This window comes from Bifidobacterium aerophilum, from assembly GCF_010667685.1.
GTDB lineage: Bacteria > Actinomycetota > Actinomycetes > Actinomycetales > Bifidobacteriaceae > Bifidobacterium > Bifidobacterium aerophilum.
On record NZ_WHZW01000021.1, the window covers coordinates 1 to 18,207 of the forward strand.

Consider the following 18,207-nt stretch of genomic DNA (forward strand, 5'->3'; position numbering starts at 1 on the left):
CCTCGTGATGTCATACCTCGGCGTACACATACCACCATCATGTCACCAAAGCACCATAGAGTAAACACACCCTAGTTTGAAGGGTTGCTTCGCCGGTTTTCGCGAGCTTCATTAGGTGCGTTTTCGTTGCAATGACGCCGTTTTGACGACTTTCGTGAGATTTCGCTGATTGCTGCTGATTTCGTTGTTTTCCGCGGTCGCTGTGTCCCGGTTGTGCCCGTATCGGTTCCAGTGCTCCCCGGTCGAATGCGGCATAATGACTGAGGAGCACTGGAGCCGGCGACGAGGCGTTCATTCGGACCGCTCATGCGAAACGCAGCCGGTGCGAGGCTCTCCATCGCTGCCCGGTTCGCTCTACGTGTAGCGGGACGCCGAACATCGATTCGAGACGTTCGTCGGTAAGTCCTTCGTCAAGTGGTCCGGTGAATGTGATGGTTCCCGGTGTCGTGTTGCCGTCAAGTGTGGCGTAGATGCGCGGATGCGTGTCGAGGTATGTCATGCACTCATGTTCCGTCATTCGGCCCATCATCGCGATATGGTCGAATCCGGCGGGGATGTCCTCCACCTGATGCGTGACGAGCAGCATCGTGCGCTTGTCCTCTCGCGAGGCCAGCGCCGACAGTTCTCGCAATACCGTTTCACGGCCACCCAGGTCAAGGCCGGTGGTCGGTTCATCGAAGATTAGGAGATCCGCCGGCGAGACGAGCGCGCGGGAGATCATCACCCTCGTGCGTTCGCCTTCGGACAGGTTGCGCCACTGTTTGCCGGTCAGATATGCGATGCCGAGCCGGCGCATCATTGCGTACGCCTTCTCGTATGCCTCGTCAGCCGAATCCTTTGTTCCTCGTGGAATCCCCGAGGCGACGACCGTGAGCGGGTTCATTTCCGACCCGATGTTGTGCCCGAACGCCGCCGAGACGGTGGCCACACGGGCGCGACGGCGTTCCGGGTCCGAGCCCGCGACGGTCCGGCCCCCGAGGACGTGCAGTTCGCCGACGTTGGGATAGGTGCGCATCGCGATCATTTCCAGCAGCGTGGATTTCCCCACCCCGTTCGGCCCGAACAGCACCCACCGTCCGCCGGCGGTAATGGTGAGGTTCACGTCGGCAAGGATCAGCCGCCGATTGCGGTAATAGCCCACCGACCGTGCTCGTACTGCCGCATCATAGGTTGTTTCATCGAGCATGGTCATCGCCCCGCTTCCTTATTCCGTCCGATGATGATGCCGATGGCGGTCTGTGCGACGGCTAGTATGGCCAGCATGATGAGCACCGTCCGCCATCCCGAGGTGATGTCGTAGATCGTTCCGGCCAATGTGGGACCGACTGCGGCGAGCAGGTATCCGACGCATTGAGCCATGCCCGACAGTTGCGTCGTCTCCTCGGTGGTCGAGGTCTTCAATCCGATCAATGAGAGTGCCACGACCAGAGAGCATCCCGAGCCGATGCTGGCGACGATGATCCACAGCAGATCGAGCCGCGGTGCGAATGCCAGTCCGAGCGCACCGATGGCCAATGGCACGCTGGCGACGACAACGGCGGCGACCTGGCTGTCACCCTTCAGCAGCACGGGGATGAGCAGTCCCATGACGATACCGACGAGCTGGAAGACCGCCAGATGCCAGCCGGTCCGGTCGGCGGGCACGCCGAAGGAGACCTCGATGGTGGGCAGCCAGGTGACGCACATGTAATAGTTCACGGATTGCAGCCCCATGAACAGGGTGACGGCCCATGCCTCCGGCCTTTTCCACATGGAGACGCGGAGTCGGGTCTCCGATGCCGTACTCTGTCGGCTGCGGGGCTGCGCATCGGCGGCGGTCTTCGCAGCCGGGGTCGTCCTTTGCGCATTCGCCCGTGAACGCCATAACCACAGCAGCGTGACGATTCCGGCGGGAATGGCCCAGATGCCGAGCGTGCCCTGCCACCCGATTGCATCGGACAGGGGCAATGTCGCGGCCGAGGCGAACGCGGCCATGCCGGTCATGCATGCGGAGTATATGCCGGTGGCAAGTGATGTGTGACCGGGGTAATCGCGTTTGACTATGGCCGGCACCAGAACGTTGCCCACCGCGATCGAGCAACCGATGACGAGCGTGCCGGCCCACAATCCGATGGTGCCACATGCCGAACGGATCACGATGCCGAGCGTCAGGAACGCCATTGCGGCCAGCACGGTGCGTTCGATGCCGAGGCGTTCGGCGGCCCGGTGCACCATCGGGGAGACAACGGCGAACGCGAGGATGGGCAACGAGCCGAGCAGACCCTGCATCGTCGCGTTGAGATGTTCGGACGCCCCTATCCGTGGCAGCAGCGGGCCGACGGATGTGAGCGGGGCTCGCAGATTCAGCGCGACGACGAAGACCAGCGCGGTCAGTATCGATGCGGCGAATCGAGATGCCGACGATGGGATGGGATGATGTTCTGTTATCTGTTCCATGATGATTGACCAGATGATTGAGAGTATCCGTGTGATGATGCCGTTGATTCGTATGGGGGTGTTCGTTATCGTCCGTCGGGGATCCGAGCGGCGATGGCGTTGAGGTTTTCGACGACCGCCGCGATGATCTCGTCGTCGCTTTGTCCGCCTTCCAGCTTGAGCAGGCCAAGCGAGTGGAGGGCCCCGGCGATGGAGAAGACGGCGGCGATGCGCTCGCGCTCGTTCGCCGCTCGGGCGGAGTAACGTTCGACGAGCATCGATTCGATTTTGCGGAACATGGCTTCGGGGCGGCCTGCGAACAGGACGCGCAGATCGTCGATCTGGCTGTCGATGGCCGGTCTCCAGCCATTGAGGAATGCGGGTGGGTCGGACAGGATCTTGTCCTTGTCGGGGTAATGCTCCAGCATCGCGTCGATGGTCTCGTCCTCAAGCTTGTCGTTGAGGTCGTATACGTCGAGGTAATGCTTGTAGAACGTGCTCGGGTTGACGAGCGCAAGGTCGCAGATGTCCTTGACCTTGACCTTCGAGACCGGAACCCCTGATGCCCGTAGGCGCAGAAACGCCTCGCGGATTGCCTTGCGGGTTTTGACGATGCGCAGATCGGTCACCATGCTCCTTTCGTTCTGCCGGTAGCGTCATTCCTGCTCCGTCCATAAGCCGCGTGTTGTTCGACGATTCAGGCGAATCGTTGAATAAGCGAGAAATGTCGCATATCGGTGGTTGTCATCCGTTGCGTTTCGATAATAATTGATGCTCGTTGAATAATCAATAACTATTGTTTATCGGAGTGTTATCGTGAAACTTGGCATCAACAGAAAACAATGGATCATGGTCATCGTGCTGCTCATGGGCACATTGCTGGCCGTGCTCAACATGTCGGTGGTCACGCCGGCGCTGCCGTCCATCATGAAGGACCTCGGGGTGGATTCCACCACCGTTCAGTGGCTGTCCAGCGGCTATTCTCTGGTCGAGGCGATGGTCATCCCGCTCGCAGCGTTCCTCATGGGGCGCTTCTCCACCCGCAGACTGTTCATTGGATGCATCTCATTGTTCGCGGCCGGCAGTCTCGTCGCCGCATTCGCGCCGACCTTCCCCCTGCTCATGGTCGGCCGGGTGCTGCAGGCCCTGTGCACCGGCGCGATCATGCCGATGGTCACCGCGGTGATCCTGCTCGTGTTCCCCAAGGAAAGTCGCGGTACGGCAATGGGCATCACAGGACTCGTCGTCGGTTTCGCCCCGGCGCTCGGCCCGTCCGTCTCCGGCGTGATCATCGACTCGTTCGGCTGGCGCACGCTGTTCGTCATCATGGCGGCAGTCTCGCTGATCGTCATCGCGTTGGCCGCCGTCTACCTGCGTAACTTCGACGGCTTCCAACCGGGTGCGTTCGACCTTGTCTCCGTGCTGCTCTCCTCGGTCGGTCTGGCATGCCTGTTGTACGGGCTGTCCACGTTCACGTCCACCGGCAACATGGTGCTCACCGTCTCGCTGATCGTCGTCGGCGTGCTGCTCGTGGCCGTGTTCGTGCGCCGACAGCTCAAGGCGAAGGAACCGATGCTGCGCGTCGGAATCCTCGCCAACCGCACCTACGCGCATTCGGTGATCATCGTGGCATGCATGCAGGCGGCCCTCATGGGTTGCAACGTCATGGTGCCGATGTTCATCCAGACCGTGCTCGGCGCATCCGCCACCGCCAGCGGTCTCGCCATGCTTCCCGGCGCCCTCATCGGCGCATGCTGCGGTATCGTCTCAGGCCGCATGTTCGACAAATACGGCATCCGCAAGGTCGCCCTGCCCGGCCTGACGGTCATGACCATCGGCGGCGTGCTCATGGCTCTGCTCGGCGCGGACGCCTCGGTCGTCCTCACGGCATGCGCCTATACCGTGCTCTACGCGGGACTCATGTTCGCCATGACCCCGGTGAACACCTGGGGCATCAACGCACTCGACAACGAAAACATCGGGCACGCGCAAAGCGTGACCAACACCGTCGGACAGATCGCCTCCTCGATGGGCACAGCCCTCATCGTATCCATCTCCGCGCTGTCCACCACCCTCGCGCCCACCGCCACCGGACACGCGCAATCCATACTCGGCTCGACGCTGGCATTCGCCGCCATCGCGGTCATCCTCGCGGCCGCCCTCGTCACAGCGCTTCTGGCGACTCGAACGCACCGAGGCACGACGAAACAGACTCTCGTCGGACAGTGACCGAAACGACAACGTATCAACAGACACGGAACCAAAACGAAACGAGACATGATGAACGCCACGAACAACTCGCTGACCCACAACATCCGTACCTTCCACCACGGCACCGAACCGCTGGTGGATCCCATCCAAGACACATTCATACGCACCGACAAAGTCGGCAATTCATGGTTCTGGGTCGGTCATTTCGAGACGGGCGGCCACACCCTTGACTTCATGTACCATGTCAGCGTCCTGCAGTTCTCCAAATACCTGCCGGTGCGCATGATCAACAGCGTGCTGTCCATCACCGATGAGACCGGACGCATCTACCGTCACGAAGACCGCTTTTACAGGGTCAGGCAAGGACAGGTCGCAGGCCAGGGACTGCACATCCACACCGACAAGGACGTCATCGAAGGCGACCTCGACAACATGCGCATCGCATCGGCCATGCCGGACGGATCCATCTACCTCGACCTGCACGGCACCGGATACCCACTCTACAGTCTCGGTACCGGCTACTTCCAGATCGCCGGAGTGGCCAACTACCAATACTCGTTCCCGCACATGGCTGCCAAAGGCGTCATCACTCTCGACGGCCAGCGCCACGAGGTGGAGGGAATGGTATGGATGGACCGTCAGTTCGCCGGCATGCCCAAAGGCAGAAGCCTCAAGGACGGCTACAACTGCAAATGGCTGTGGATGAACCTCTGCTTCGATAACGATCCCGACGTGATCAGCCTATGGGGTGTAACCGAACTGGCCACGGGCAGCGAACATTGCTGGGCCAGCGTCCTGCATGAGGACGGTACCCAATCTTCCGCCGGCGTGGATCCGATGGTCGGCGACTCCTTCAACGTGTGGGAAAGTCCTGTGACCGGCATGAAATATCCAACCGGATGGATCATCTCCATCCCTGAATGGGAAGCGAAACTCACCGTCACATCCATCATGGACGAACAGGAAATCGCTTCGCCGAACCCCTCAGGGCGCAAATACGAAGGCGCAAGCCAAGTGGTCGGCACCTACCGAGGGCACTCGGTAACGGGCCACTGCTGCCTCGAACTCGTCGGAGGATGGAACTAACAACACCGGCCCATTTTCCGAAAAACACCGGCATCGGTCCAGTTCCGCCAACCCGCCGAAGAAAGCCACAACCCGACGAACCGGTGAACAAGGGATTTGGAATGGGCACTGAATAGCTTTTCGGGGGCTCTCGCACAAGTTAAGCCCGTCTCGCGCACAACACGAGACGGGCTTAGCTCTTTGTTTTTGTTTAGCTTCGCTGTCTTTGCTGAGCTTGCCGTTGAACGCTTGGTTCACCAAGGTGTAGACGGCTTGTGCGACGCCGATGACGCCGGTGAGGACGATGCCCCAACCGTAGCCGTGGAAGCCGTTGGTGGCGGCGATGACGATGACGCCGAGCAGAATGCTCACGCCGAGACTGGTCAGGCCCACGTAGTCGGCGGGAATGTACTTCTTGAACGCCTGCACGAGTGCGGGCGCGACGAGGGCGACGATGCCGGCGGCGAGGGTGGTCGCTGCGGAAATATCCGTGGGGTGCCGATCCTAGACGAATGTTGTTGCAGGGTATCGCCGCATATAAATGCATCGCATAACGAACTCGACCGCGCGATCGGGGAAGAGGCGCTTGAGCTGCATGAGCGCCTTGTACGTGCCGCCGACGGCGACGCGGACCGGGGGATTGCGGCGGGCGAGCGTGGCGGCGATGACTTTTGCGACGGTGTCCGGGCCGGCGCCGGTCTGCTCGTCATGCGCCATCCGGCCGACCGAACGGCGACATTCGGTCAGATAGGGCGAAGTCGTCGGTTCGGCGGTCACGCGGGCGCCGGTGAATCCGGTCGCCAGATCGCCCGGTTCGATGATCGTGGCGACGATGCCATGCCGGCGTCCCTCCAAGCGCAACGCCTCCACGTACATCTCCAACGCGGCCTTGGTCGACGAATAATGTGACTGGAACGGCAGTCCGATCCGGCCGCCTATTGACCCGACGACGATTACCCGGCCGCGGCTGCGATTGCGTGACGCGGTTCGTCTCAGCAACGGCAACGCGATTTCGTTGACCTGCAGTACGCCGAAATAATTGACGTCGAACTGTCGACGTACCAAATCCATCGGCGTACATTCCGCCGACCCGGCGATGCCGAAACCGGCGCAATGCACGATCGCATCCAGTCGGGGCAGCGCATCCACGACCGCGCGAATATCGTCCGGTTCGGTGACGTCCATCTCTTTGGTGATGAGCTCCCCGCCTCGCGGACGGATCGCACCACGCTCGCCGGATATATCACGTTTGCCGCGGCTTCCGTCGCCGTTGCGTCCTCCATCAGCTCCGCCAACGTCATCGAACCGCTGTACATGCGTGATCTTCTCCGCATCCAATCCGACCGCGACCACGCGCCAACCGCGCCGTGCCAGCAGTTCCGCCGTCGCCCTGCCGATGCCGCTCGTGCCGCCGGTCACCAGCGCCACGGCCCGCCCATCATCCTTGATCGCATCCATGCCCACCATTATAGGAATCGTCGTCACGCATCCGCGCTGACCTGGCCATGTGTTCGACGTCTCCTTCGCTGAAACGAAACATCCCGCGACAAACCCGTGGTGTACCCTCGTTACGGCAACGGTCGGTTGCGCGCGACGCATGACGTGACGAGGGGAGCGGTTCATGGAAGTGGCGTTGGAGAGCAATGCGTTCTTCATGGGGATCGAATATCTGGCGATCTTCTGCTCCGGACTAATGGGCGGCCTGTGTGCGGTCAAGAAAAACTACGATGTGTTCGCGATGGTGATCACCGCATGGCTGACCGCGCTCGGCGGCGGCATCATCCGCGACGTGATGCTCGGCTCGTTGCCTCCGGTCGGCATCGCGGACAAAGGATTCGTGCTCACCGCGCTGGTCTCCGGCCTGGCCGTGGCCGTCTTCCACCCCGAGGTCGACAAGCTCAAATGGTCCATGCTCACCCTTGACGCGCTTTCGGTCGGACTGTTCGCCGTCAACGGCACGTCCAAGGCGATACTCATGGGCACGTCCGGCATGACCGCCGCGTTCATGGGCATGTTCACCGCGCTCGGCGGCGGTCTGGTGCGTGACATGCTGCTCAACGACGTTCCGCTCGTCATCCGCGACAAGCACTGGTACGCGATTCCCTCCGCGGTCGGATGCATTCTGACCGTGCTTGTCATGAAGGGCGCGCAGGCCGGGGTCGTCGACTTCACCGGCGAAGTCATACTCGACAGTGCGATCGTGGTGATCGTGGTGGCGCTGCGGCTGTTGTCGGTCAAGTTCGACATCACGTTCCCGGGCGCGATGAAACGCAGCGAAGCGTTCCTGCCGTCACAGCCGAAGTATCTGCCGCGGCCGGTCATTCACCCGGACGCGGGGGAGCGCGACACGGCACGTGAGGAGCGTGACGGTCGGCGGTGAGTGGTCCGGCGCATGGTCCGGCGGATCTCGGATGCGTGTGAAACGGATGAAAAAAGTCCCCGCGAACCATGACGGCTCACGGGGACTTTTACGAACCCTGACGGGTTATGATCACATCGCGTTGATCGCGACGGCCAGACCGGACTTGCGGTTCGCGGCCTGGTTCTTGTGGATCACGCCAGCGCCGGCAGCCTTGTCGAGCTTCTGGGCGGCGACCTTGTAGGCGGCTTCCGCAGCGGCCTTGTCACCGGAGGCGATGGCCTCGCGGGTGGCGCGGATGGCGGTCTTCAGGGCCGACTTGACGGCCACGTTGCGGATGTGCGACTTCTCGTTGGTCAGCACGCGCTTCTTCTGCGACTTAATGTTTGCCACATTTACTCCAAACGACGTTTGCTATAAGGACATACAAACGGTCATGATAACACCCCGTGCGGATAAAACGGACGTCGCGCCGGGAGTGTCGCGGCCGAATGCCGATGGGGGCCGGTAGACTAGAGTATTTGGCGAACACAACCGCGAACGACGACCGTAAGGAGACGGATCAGGTGATCGAACCGAAAAACAAGCCCGGATATACCGACCAGTCGCTGATCCGCAACTTCTGCATCATCGCGCACATCGACCACGGCAAGTCCACCGTGGCCGACCGCATCCTCCAGCTGTCCGGCATCGTGCCCGAACGCGAGATGCGCGACCGCTTCCTCGACCGCATGGACATCGAGCAGGAGCGCGGCATCACCATCAAATCGCAGGCCGTGCGCGTGCCGTGGACGTTCGACGGCACCGAATACACGCTCGGCATGATCGACACCCCCGGCCACGTCGACTTCACGTACGAGGTCTCCCGCGCGCTCGCCGCATGCGAGGGCGCCGTGCTGCTCGTCGACGCCACGCAGGGCATCGAGGCGCAGACCCTGTCGAACCTGTACATGGCCATCGACCATGACCTGACCATCATCCCCGTGCTCAACAAGATCGACCTGCCTTCCGCCGAACCGGACAAGCACGCCGAGGAGATCGCCGGCCTGATCGGCTGCGAGCCGAGCGACGTGCTGCGCGTGTCCGGCAAGACCGGCGAGGGCGTGGCCGAACTGCTCGACCGCATCGTCATGGAGATCCCCGCGCCGCACGGCGATCCGAAGGCCCCGGCACGCGCGCTCATCTTCGACTCCGTGTACGACTCGTACCGCGGCATCGTCACCTATATCCGCATGGAGGACGGCGAACTGCACTCCCGCGAGAAGGTGCACATGATGGGCATCGGCATGACGCACGACCCGATCGAGATCGGCGTGATCAGCCCCGACATGATGCCCACCAAGGCGCTCGGCGCGGGCGAGGTCGGCTACATCATCACCGGCGCGAAGGACGTGAGCCAGTCGAAGGTCGGCGACACGCTGACCTCCGCCGTGCGCCCCGCCACCGAGCCGCTGCCCGGCTACCGCGACCCGCAGCCGATGGTCTATGCCGGCCTGTTCCCGATCGACAACGCCCAGTTCCCCGAACTGCGCGACGCGCTCGACAAGCTCAAGCTCAACGACGCCGCGCTCATCTACGAGCCGGAAACGTCCGTCGCGCTGGGCTTCGGCTTCCGCTGCGGCTTCCTGGGACTGCTGCACATGGAGATCGTCTCCGAGCGACTCGACCGCGAGTTTGGTCTCGACCTGATCTCCACCGCGCCGAACGTGCCGTACGACGTGACCGCCGAGGACGGCAGCGAACACCATGTGACCAACCCGAGCGAATTCCCGGACGGCAAGATCAAGAAGATCGTCGAGCCGATGGTCGCGGCCGACATCATCACGCCGAAGGAGTTCATCGGCGCGGTCATGGACCTGTGCCAGGACCACCGTGGCATCATGGGCACGATGGAATACATCTCCGCCGACCGCGTGGAGATGCACTACCGCATCCCGCTTGCCGAGATCGTGTTCGACTTCTTCGACCAGCTGAAGTCGCGCACCAAGGGCTACGCGTCGCTCGACTACCACGAGGACGGCGAACAGGCCGCCGATCTGGTCAAGGTCGACATCCTCATCCAAGGCGAGAAGGTCGACGCGTTCAGCGCGATCGTGCACCGCGACAAGGCGTACTCTTACGGCGTGATGATGACGAAGAAGCTGCGCGAGCTGATCCCGCGCCAGCAGTTCGAGATTCCGATCCAGGCGGCGATCGGCTCGCGCATCATCGCCCGCGAGAACATCCGCGCGCTGCGCAAGGACGTGCTCGCCAAGTGCTACGGCGGCGACATCTCCCGCAAGCGCAAGCTGCTCGAAAAGCAGAAGGCCGGCAAGAAGCGCATGAAGATGCTCGGCCACGTCGAAGTGCCGCAGGAGGCGTTCATCGCCGCACTGTCCACCGGCGACGGCGGCAACGACCGCGACACCAAGGACAAGATCCGCGCCGCCCAGAAGACGGAAAACTAGTGTTCGAAGTCTACATCCATGTGCCGTTCTGCATGCGTCGCTGTGGGTATTGTGATTTCAATACATACACGGCGGCCGATCTCGGTGCGGGGGCCTCGCGCGGCAACTACGCCAACATGGTCATCCGCGAGATGGCATTGGTCCGGCAATGGCAGCTCGATCGCGGCATTGAAGAACCGCCGGCCTCCACCGTGTTCTTCGGCGGCGGCACGCCCACGATCCTCTCGGCGGACGATCTTGTCTCCATGCTGGATGCGATCCGCGAGACATGGGGCATCGAACCGGGCGCGGAGATCACCACCGAAGCCAACCCGGACACCGTCAACGAGTACTACATCAACCGGCTCGCCGAAGGCGGCTTCACCCGCATCTCCTTCGGCATGCAGTCCTCCGTGCCGCACGTGCTGCGCACGCTCGACCGAACGCATACCCCCGCGAACGTGGCAGCTGGCGTCAAAGCGGCGAACAAGGCCGGACTGCGTTCCAGCGTCGACCTGATCTACGGTGCGCCGGGGGAGAGCCTCGACGATTGGTGCACGTCGGTGCGCACGGCCATCGACCTCGGTGCCAACCACATTTCCGCGTACGCGCTCACCGTCGAACCGACCACGAAAATGGGCCGTCAGATCGCCGCCGGCACCCTGCCCAAGCCGGATGACGACGACGAGGCCGCAAAATACGAGATCGCCGACGACCTGTTCACGGCCGCCGGACTCGAATGGTACGAGGTGTCCAACTGGGCGCGACCCGGCTATGAAAGCCGACACAACCTCGGCTACTGGCGCAACGTCGACTGGGCCGGACTCGGCCCGGGCGCGCACTCGCACTACAATCATGTGGCCGGCAACGGCGATATGGACGACGGTGCGGACAATGCCGCTACCACCGATTCGCAGCATGACGCGCACGGCCTGCGCAGCTGGGACATCGCCCACCCGCGTCTATGGGGCACCGCCATCAACGAAGACCGCATCCCATGGGGCGGCAGCGAGACCATCACGTCGGGTGAGAACCTTGAGGAGCTCATCATGCTCGGCCTGCGACTGCGCGAAGGTCTCGACCTAAACCGCATCAACCAGTCCGTCGACGAATCCGAAGCCGGTGGGGGGACTGCGCCATTCCGCCATATCGATCCCGCCGAACTGCGGCCCATGGTCGACGACGGTCTCATCGTCGTCGACCCCGCAACCGAGCGCGTGATACCCACTCGAAAGGGCCGTCTGCTCAACGACGCCGTCATCGAACGCTTCTTCGATCTGGCTGGCGTATGAGACATTGACGGTCATGCCGGCGCGGAGGACATCACTGCGAGCCGCGCAATACCGGTCGTAGGGAGAGATGCCTTTCGGAATTGTTTTTCCGCCGGATCGGCGGGATAATGAAACTGTACGATCCGTGGAAGGGGCACATCATGAATCCGAATCCGTATCCTCAGCCGTTCCAGGAGCAACCGCCGGCACAGCCGCCGACGGGTCCTGCGCAGGGGCAGCCGTTCACGCCTCCCGCCCCGATGCAACAGGTTCCCGGCCCGATACCGGCCGTGCCTGCGCAAAAACCAAATGAGATATCGCGCGGGTTCGCAGTCGCCGGACTGGTGCTTGCGGTAATCGCCGCAGTGTGCGCGCTCATGCCGTTGTGGGACAAGGTGAGCGTGTTCGGTGTGGTCGGTCTTGCGTTGGATGCGATCGCGGCGTGCAGCCTGTTCAACGACCGCAACCGTACGCCGGTGTGGATCGGCATGGTCGTTGTCGCGGCCCTGTTGTGCATCGCTTCGATCCTCGTAGTGGCGCTTACCTGATATCGGGGAGCGCCCGAAGAAGGGTTGGCGAAACGGGAAATTCGCCGACGGCTCCAGCAATTCTCACCACAGCACGTCGATCGGTGCCGTGGTTTTGTTTTTCTCGATGATGAGGCATATCTCGTCCGGAGACTCCTTGCAACCGCGACGCAGCCACAGCCAGATGATCGAGGCGACGGCGGAGACGAGGATCTCCATCGCGTAATCGGCGGGGATGCCGTTGTATGACGGTTGCGGCTGGGCGCCGAACCGTTTGGCTTGCGCGACGATGAGCTTTTTAAGCACTGCCTTGACCCGGTCATAGAGTTGGAAGTCGTTGCCGGACTGCGATACCGCGTCGAAGAACGCGAAATCGTTCTTGATGTACCGCAATGCCTCGGCGATGGCTCGGGTCTGGAACGCGTCGCAGATCGCCTTGCCTGTACGCGTCGTGATGTGCGTGTCCGTTTCGGCGTTGGCGATGAGGATGTCCGTCAGGTCGGCGATGGTGTCGTCGATGAGCTGTTGCCTCAGATCGAACTTGTCGACGTAATGCATGTAGAACGTGCCTCGGTTGATGCCGGCCGTGCGGGCGATGTCGCTCACGGTCATCGCGTCGAAGCCCTTCGCCTTGACGAGCGTGGTGAATGCGGCCTTGATCTTGGCTTCGGTTTTCGTGTTGCGTTTGACCGGTGCCGCGGTCGCGTTCGCCGTTGCGGTTGCCATGATGTGCCTCCTTGACTGACGTGTCGGGATGATCCGAGGATGGATGATGCTGACCGATATTCTATCAACACGTTGTCTGTTTAGTGGCTGAATCAACAATGTTTTCCGTTGTGTTCAATCTGAACAGATCGAGAAAAACCGTTGATTGACTTGGATTTACGGCTGTTCTTACCATTGCGGCAGTTAAATCAACATGTTGTTCAAACAAGATGTTGATGAATGACTGCGCAAACGTATGACTACCCCTCAGTCGGCTACGCCGACAGCTCCCCTGGCAAGGGGAGCCAAGGTAAGGGTGAAAGGAACATAAGACATGGTCTATATCGAGATGGTGCACAGCTTCAAGCGGTACCACATGGGAGACACGACCATCACCGCCAACAACGACGTGAGCTTCGGCATCGAGAAAGGCGAGCTTGCGATCATCCTCGGCTCGTCCGGCGCCGGCAAGTCGACCGTGCTCAACATCCTCGGCGGCATGGACACGAATTCCGAGGGCCAGGTCATCATCGACGGCAAGGACATCTCGAACTACACCGCCCACCAGCTCACCGACTACCGTCGCCACGACATCGGCTTCGTGTTCCAGTTCTACAACCTCGTCGCCAACCTCACCGCCAAGGAGAACGTCGAACTCGCCTCCGAAATCGTGAAGGACGCGCAGGATCCGGTCCAGACGCTCATCGACGTCGGGCTGAAGGATCGCATCAACAACTTCCCCGCGCAGCTGTCCGGCGGCGAACAGCAGCGCGTCGCCATCGCGCGCGCCGTCGCCAAGAACCCGAAGATCCTGCTGTGCGACGAGCCGACCGGCGCGCTCGACTACAACACCGGCAAGCAGGTGCTCCAGATTTTGCAGGACCAGAGCCGCAAGAAGGGCGCGACCGTCGTCATCGTCACCCACAACTCGGCCATCGCGCCGATCGCCGACCGCGTCATCCACATGCACGACGCACGCGTCAAATCGATCGACATCAACGAACATCCGATGGACATCAAGGATCTGGAGTGGTAACCATGACCGAATTCACCGACTTCATCGAACCGGACGGTGCCCGGCGTCCGAACGACGCCGCGCGTCGCCGCGTCGCCAAACGCAAACGCCGCCGCAACAACGTTCCGCGCAAACGCATGCTGTGGAAGGACATCCGCGTCACCCTCGCCAAGTCGAAGGGCCGATTCGTCTCGATCGTCAGCCTCATGATGCTCGGCTCGTTCGCGCTCGTCGGCCTGTTCGTCACCGGGCCCGACATGCAGGCGACCGGCACCTCCTTCTACGGCGAGCACAACCTCGCCGACGTGACCGTCATCAGCGACTACGGCTTGAGCCAGTCGGACGAGACGATCATCCGCGACACCGACGGCGTACGCCAGGCCGAATTCGGCTACTTCAAGGACGTGACCATCAAGGGCAGCAACCACAGCCTGCGCGTCTACTCCAAACCCGACGCCGTCTCCGGATACCGCGTCGTCGAAGGACGCATGCCGAACAAGACCGGCGAAATCGCGCTCGACTCGGCCGAACGCGACCGGTACGCGATCGACAGCACCGTACAGGTCACCGAACTGCCCGACATTGCCGGCGACACCATCCTCAAGCAGACCAGGTACACCGTGGTCGGCTTCGTCGACGCCAGCGAAATCGTCTCCGACCTCAACATGGGACAATCCACGGCCGGCACCGGCGAACTCGACGGCTACGGCGTGGTCGTACGCGATACGTTCGACTCTGACGTGACGATGATCGGCCGCGTCACCTTCGACGACACGCAGCACGTCGACTACTGGACCGGTGAATACCGCGACCGCGTGCAGACGCACAAGAACACGCTCACCAAGCGCCTCGCCGGCCAGCCCAAGGCGCGGGCCGCCTCAATCCGCGAAGACCGACGCAAGCAGATCGACAAGGCGCAAGACAAGGTCGACGACGCGAAACAACAGCTTGAGGACGCCGAACAGCAGCTCACGGACGCGAAGACGCAGATCGAATCGGCCAAGGACCAGATGACCCAAGGCGAGATCACCGCCGTCGACCAAGGCTCCGCCGCAGCCGCCGAACTGTCCGGAGCACTCGCGCAGATCGCCGCGGCCGGCTCGCAGATCACCTCCGGACAGACCCAGCTCGCCGCCGGCGCCCAACAGCTCACGCAGGGCCAAGACCAGCTCGACTCGTCATGGCAGCAGCTCTCGCAGGCCAAAACCCAACTCGACGCGGCCCGCACCGTCCTCGAATCGGTCAAACCCGTCCTCGACAAAACCGGCGCGATGCTGACCGACTGGGCCAACAGCGGCCTGACCGGCGGCGTATACGACACCGTCAAGGCGCAATACGACAAGGCGCTCGCCGCCTACAACGACGCCGCCGCGCAATACAACACCCAGCTGAACGCCTACAACGCCGCACTCCAGCAGTGGAACGACGCAGCGACGCAACTCAAGGAAGGCACCGAGGAATACCGCAAGAACGCGGCCGCGCTCTCCGACGCATCCAGGCAACTCGCCGACAAGCAGACCGAACTCGGCCAGGCCGTCTCCACCGCGCCGGACGGCACATCGACCGGCAACGGCATCTCGTCCGGCGCCACGCAGCTCATCCAAGGCCAGCGCGACATCGAGAAGGCCGAAGACCAGTACGCGCAGAAACTCCAGGAATTCAACGAAGCGAAACCCGCCGCCGAAGCGAAGATCGCCGCGGCCGAACACGACATCGCGCTCGCCCGCGAAAAGATCGACACGCTCGAAGTTCCCGCCTATTCGATCGACGGGCGGCGCGAAGGGCTCACCTCCAACGGCTACCGCGTGTACGAGATCATCGCAAACATCGTCGGCAAGCTCGCCATGATCTTCCCCGTGTTCCTCTACTTCGTCGCCGCGCTCGTCACGTTTTCCACGATGGGCCGCATGGTCGACGAGGAACGCGTCAACTCCGGCACCTTGAAGGCGCTCGGCTACGGCAATGCGGACATCCTCAAGAAGTTCACGGTCTACGGCTTCGCCGCATCCACCGTCGGCACGATCCTCGGCGTCGCCGCCGGCCACGCGATCCTGCCGCTCATCGTCTACCATGCGTACAGCGACGGGTTCACCATGCCGGTCATCGAACTGAAGTTCCATCCCGTCGTCACCATGGTCGCGTTCCTGCTCGCCTGGGTGAGCGCCGTCGTGCCGGCCATGCTCGCCGCCGCACGCGAACTCAAGGACAAGCCGGCCGCGCTCCTGCTGCCCAAGCCGCCGGCGAACGGGTCGAAGATCTTCCTCGAACGGCTCGGCTTCATCTGGAACCGGCTCAGCTTCACGCGCAAGGTCACAGCCAGGAATCTCTTCCGGTACAAGACACGCGGCTTCATGACGATCTTCGGCGTGATGGGCGCCGTATCGCTGCTCGTCGCCGGACTCGGCGTGCAGGGATCGATCAACCAGATCAGCGAACGCCAGTTCGACGAGGTGATCCACTACGACATGATCGTCGCCGAAAAATCCGACAACAACGACGAACAACGCGACGCCGTCGCCAAGGACATGACCGACAAGGCCGTGGACCAGGCCATGCCGATCCGCTACGAGGAACTCACCAAAACCGCCGGCAAGCAGGGCGACAAGCAGTCGATCACGCTGCTCGTCACCGACGACGCATACAACTTCGACGACTACGTGACCCTGCGCTCGCGAGTCGGTCACCAGCCGCAGATCCTCACCGATCGCGGCGCGGTCATCTCCGAACGCATGGCCTCGATGCTTGGCGCGAAGGCCGGCGACATGATCCGCGTCACCGGCGAGGACGGCACTGAGCGTTCCGTGCGCGTGGACGGCGTGAGCGAGATGTACATCGGGCATCTCATGGTCATGACGTCCGGTGGTTACGAACACGTGTTCGGCGAGGACTACCAGTCGAACGCATATCTGGTGCGGCTCAAGGACGACTCGATCGAGAACGCCGAGAAGCAGGGCGCGAGGTTCATGAAGAACGACGGCGTGCGCGGCGTGGTGCAGAACACCACGATGAAGAACCAGGTCGCCACGATCGTCGACTCCCTGAACCAGATCATGGAGGTGCTCGTGCTCGTGGCCGGACTGCTCGCCGTGGTGATCCTGTACAACCTCACCAACCTGAACGTGTCCGAACGCATCCGGGAGCTCTCGACCATCAAGGTGCTCGGCTTCCATTCGAACGAGACGACCATGTACATCTACCGCGAAACCATCATATTGTCCGCGATCGGCATCCTCGCCGGCTATGGGTTCGGCGCCGGACTCCACCGGTACATCATCGACGAGGTACCGCCGGACGAGGTCATGTTCGATCCGGCGCTCGGCTGGCCCGCGTTCGTGGTGCCCGCGTTGCTCGTCGCCGCGGTGCTGGCCGCGCTCGGCGTGGTCGTCTACCGGCAGCTCAAGAACGTGGACATGCTGGCCGCACTCAAGTCGGTGGAATAAAGGCCGGCGGCGGAAGGCCTGTCGTGCTGTTTGCGAGCACGGCGCGGCATCAGGAAGATTGAATCTCCCTGACGCCGCGACGTGTTTCGCATTCGGATCTGACCGATGTGCGGCAGCCCGCCATCGTTGCGTATCGGCAGTGCGGCGAGGTCTGCAAACGTTGGGTTGCTAAACGCGATTGACATGCGCTCGTCGGCGTGTGGTTTGCGACGCCGATTTGCATTTTGCTAGGTACCTTGTATTATTTGCGAGGTGCCTAGCAATTTTCGTGTTATCGGGAGGAAGGCGGCGAACCATGACGATGAGCGACCGGGAACTGGTGGAGCTATTCCATGACGTGGCGCGTATCAGCCACCAGCGGGAAGTACGCAGCAGCGACGCGCTCTCGCACGGCAGCGGGCAGACGCGCTGTCTGCTCACCCTGAGTGGTCTCGGTCCGGTAAGTCAGCGCCGGCTTGCTGCGATCCTGGGTATCCGGTCGGCGTCGCTGAGCGAACTGCTCGGCAAGATGGAGGCGCGCGGCTGGATCACGCGCACCCCGCATCCCGAGGACGGGCGCACGTACGTGGTCGCGCTCACCGAAGAGGGGAAAGCCGAGGCGATGCGCCGTCGGTCGGCCGGCGACGGCGCTTCCGGCGAACTGCTTGCGGCGCTCACCGAAGATCAACGCGAACAATTCGGCGAGATCCTCGCCGCGATCAAACGCCACTATCAGGAACTTGATCGGCATGATGCCTGAGCGCAGTCGACCGTCACATCACACAACATCAACC

General features: G+C 62.2%; 15 protein-coding genes. 9 read left to right on the plus strand and 6 right to left on the minus strand.

Annotated features, from left to right (window positions below):
* Positions 1-304: 304 nt before the first annotated feature.
* From GFD25_RS09655 to GFD25_RS09665, 3 genes are all read right to left on the minus strand, one after another.
* The gene (locus GFD25_RS09655; protein WP_163232302.1) at positions 305-1,192 is read right to left on the minus strand and encodes an ABC transporter ATP-binding protein; all 888 of its coding nucleotides are present in this window, start codon (positions 1,190-1,192) and stop codon (positions 305-307) included.
* Entirely contained in the window at positions 1,189-2,436 is a 1,248-nt protein-coding gene (locus GFD25_RS09660; protein WP_163232304.1) for a CynX/NimT family MFS transporter, read from the minus strand. The genes GFD25_RS09655 and GFD25_RS09660 overlap by 4 nt, the downstream gene beginning before the upstream one ends.
* Before the next feature lie 65 nt (positions 2,437-2,501).
* Complete coding sequence (locus GFD25_RS09665) at positions 2,502-3,047, minus strand: hypothetical protein (RefSeq protein ID WP_163232306.1); 546 nt, start codon at positions 3,045-3,047, stop codon at positions 2,502-2,504.
* A gap of 184 nt (positions 3,048-3,231) precedes the next feature.
* Here GFD25_RS09665 and GFD25_RS09670 point away from each other — a divergent pair, with 184 nt between their 5' ends.
* Both GFD25_RS09670 and GFD25_RS09675 read left to right on the plus strand, forming a co-directional pair.
* Entirely contained in the window at positions 3,232-4,644 is a 1,413-nt protein-coding gene (locus GFD25_RS09670) for a DHA2 family efflux MFS transporter permease subunit (RefSeq protein ID WP_163232309.1), read from the plus strand.
* 48 nt (positions 4,645-4,692) lie between these two features.
* Positions 4,693-5,712, plus strand: coding sequence for a carotenoid 1,2-hydratase (locus GFD25_RS09675; protein WP_163232311.1), 1,020 nt, complete (start codon positions 4,693-4,695; stop codon positions 5,710-5,712).
* 483 nt (positions 5,713-6,195) lie between these two features.
* Here GFD25_RS09675 and GFD25_RS09685 read toward each other — a convergent pair whose 3' ends face one another.
* A complete protein-coding gene (locus GFD25_RS09685; protein WP_163232313.1) occupies positions 6,196-7,149 on the minus strand; it encodes an SDR family NAD(P)-dependent oxidoreductase in 954 nt (317 codons plus the stop codon).
* 163 nt (positions 7,150-7,312) lie between these two features.
* Between GFD25_RS09685 and GFD25_RS09690 the strand changes: the two genes are divergently transcribed.
* Positions 7,313-8,071 (plus strand): trimeric intracellular cation channel family protein, encoded by a 759-nt coding sequence (locus GFD25_RS09690; RefSeq protein WP_163232315.1) that lies wholly within the window; start codon positions 7,313-7,315, stop codon positions 8,069-8,071.
* A 111-nt stretch (positions 8,072-8,182) separates the two neighbouring features.
* Here the strand turns inward: GFD25_RS09690 and rpsT are convergent, their stop codons facing one another.
* Positions 8,183-8,443: a 30S ribosomal protein S20 gene (gene rpsT, locus GFD25_RS09695; protein ID WP_163232317.1), complete on the minus strand. Its 261-nt coding sequence runs from the start codon at positions 8,441-8,443 to the stop codon at positions 8,183-8,185.
* 173 nt (positions 8,444-8,616) lie between these two features.
* On the opposite strand from rpsT, the gene lepA reads away from it, so the two are divergent.
* From lepA to GFD25_RS09710, 3 genes are all read left to right on the plus strand, one after another.
* Positions 8,617-10,497, plus strand: coding sequence for a translation elongation factor 4 (gene lepA / locus GFD25_RS09700; RefSeq protein ID WP_163232393.1), 1,881 nt, complete (start codon positions 8,617-8,619; stop codon positions 10,495-10,497).
* Positions 10,497-11,768 carry a radical SAM family heme chaperone HemW gene (hemW, locus tag GFD25_RS09705; protein ID WP_163232319.1) on the plus strand — a complete coding sequence of 424 codons (1,272 nt, stop codon included), beginning with the start codon at positions 10,497-10,499 and terminating at the stop codon, positions 11,766-11,768. Before lepA ends, hemW begins: the two co-directional genes overlap by 1 nt.
* Before the next feature lie 140 nt (positions 11,769-11,908).
* A complete protein-coding gene (locus tag GFD25_RS09710; RefSeq protein WP_163232321.1) occupies positions 11,909-12,295 on the plus strand; it encodes a hypothetical protein in 387 nt (128 codons plus the stop codon).
* A 63-nt stretch (positions 12,296-12,358) separates the two neighbouring features.
* Here the strand turns inward: GFD25_RS09710 and GFD25_RS09715 are convergent, their stop codons facing one another.
* The gene (locus tag GFD25_RS09715) at positions 12,359-13,000 is read right to left on the minus strand and encodes a TetR/AcrR family transcriptional regulator (protein WP_163232323.1); all 642 of its coding nucleotides are present in this window, start codon (positions 12,998-13,000) and stop codon (positions 12,359-12,361) included.
* Positions 13,001-13,313: 313 nt separating this feature from the next.
* Between GFD25_RS09715 and GFD25_RS09720 the strand changes: the two genes are divergently transcribed.
* The 3 genes from GFD25_RS09720 to GFD25_RS09730 all read left to right on the plus strand — a co-directional run bounded on the left by GFD25_RS09720 (position 13,314) and on the right by GFD25_RS09730 (position 18,173).
* Positions 13,314-14,015: an ABC transporter ATP-binding protein gene (locus tag GFD25_RS09720; RefSeq protein ID WP_163232326.1), complete on the plus strand. Its 702-nt coding sequence runs from the start codon at positions 13,314-13,316 to the stop codon at positions 14,013-14,015.
* Positions 14,016-14,017: 2 nt separating this feature from the next.
* Positions 14,018-17,434, plus strand: coding sequence for an FtsX-like permease family protein (locus GFD25_RS09725; RefSeq protein WP_239512530.1), 3,417 nt, complete (start codon positions 14,018-14,020; stop codon positions 17,432-17,434).
* Positions 17,435-17,729: 295 nt separating this feature from the next.
* Positions 17,730-18,173 carry a MarR family winged helix-turn-helix transcriptional regulator gene (locus GFD25_RS09730; RefSeq protein WP_239512531.1) on the plus strand — a complete coding sequence of 148 codons (444 nt, stop codon included), beginning with the start codon at positions 17,730-17,732 and terminating at the stop codon, positions 18,171-18,173.
* Positions 18,174-18,207: the final 34 nt, after the last annotated feature.

Excerpts from the sequence above, each read along its gene's own strand:
- GFD25_RS09655 (WP_163232302.1), bottom strand. The coding sequence starts at position 1,192 with ATGACCATGCTCGATGAAACAACCTATGATGCGGCAGTACGAGCACGG.
- GFD25_RS09660 (WP_163232304.1), bottom strand. The coding sequence starts at position 2,436 with ATGGAACAGATAACAGAACATCATCCCATCCCATCGTCGGCATCTCGA.
- GFD25_RS09665 (WP_163232306.1), bottom strand. The coding sequence starts at position 3,047 with ATGGTGACCGATCTGCGCATCGTCAAAACCCGCAAGGCAATCCGCGAG.
- GFD25_RS09675 (WP_163232311.1), top strand. The coding sequence starts at position 4,693 with ATGATGAACGCCACGAACAACTCGCTGACCCACAACATCCGTACCTTC.
- GFD25_RS09685 (WP_163232313.1), bottom strand. The coding sequence starts at position 7,149 with ATGGATGCGATCAAGGATGATGGGCGGGCCGTGGCGCTGGTGACCGGC.
- GFD25_RS09690 (WP_163232315.1), top strand. The coding sequence starts at position 7,313 with ATGGAAGTGGCGTTGGAGAGCAATGCGTTCTTCATGGGGATCGAATAT.
- GFD25_RS09710 (WP_163232321.1), top strand. The coding sequence starts at position 11,909 with ATGAATCCGAATCCGTATCCTCAGCCGTTCCAGGAGCAACCGCCGGCA.
- GFD25_RS09715 (WP_163232323.1), bottom strand. The coding sequence starts at position 13,000 with ATGGCAACCGCAACGGCGAACGCGACCGCGGCACCGGTCAAACGCAAC.
- GFD25_RS09720 (WP_163232326.1), top strand. The coding sequence starts at position 13,314 with ATGGTCTATATCGAGATGGTGCACAGCTTCAAGCGGTACCACATGGGA.
- GFD25_RS09725 (WP_239512530.1), top strand. The coding sequence starts at position 14,018 with ATGACCGAATTCACCGACTTCATCGAACCGGACGGTGCCCGGCGTCCG.
- GFD25_RS09730 (WP_239512531.1), top strand. The coding sequence starts at position 17,730 with ATGACGATGAGCGACCGGGAACTGGTGGAGCTATTCCATGACGTGGCG.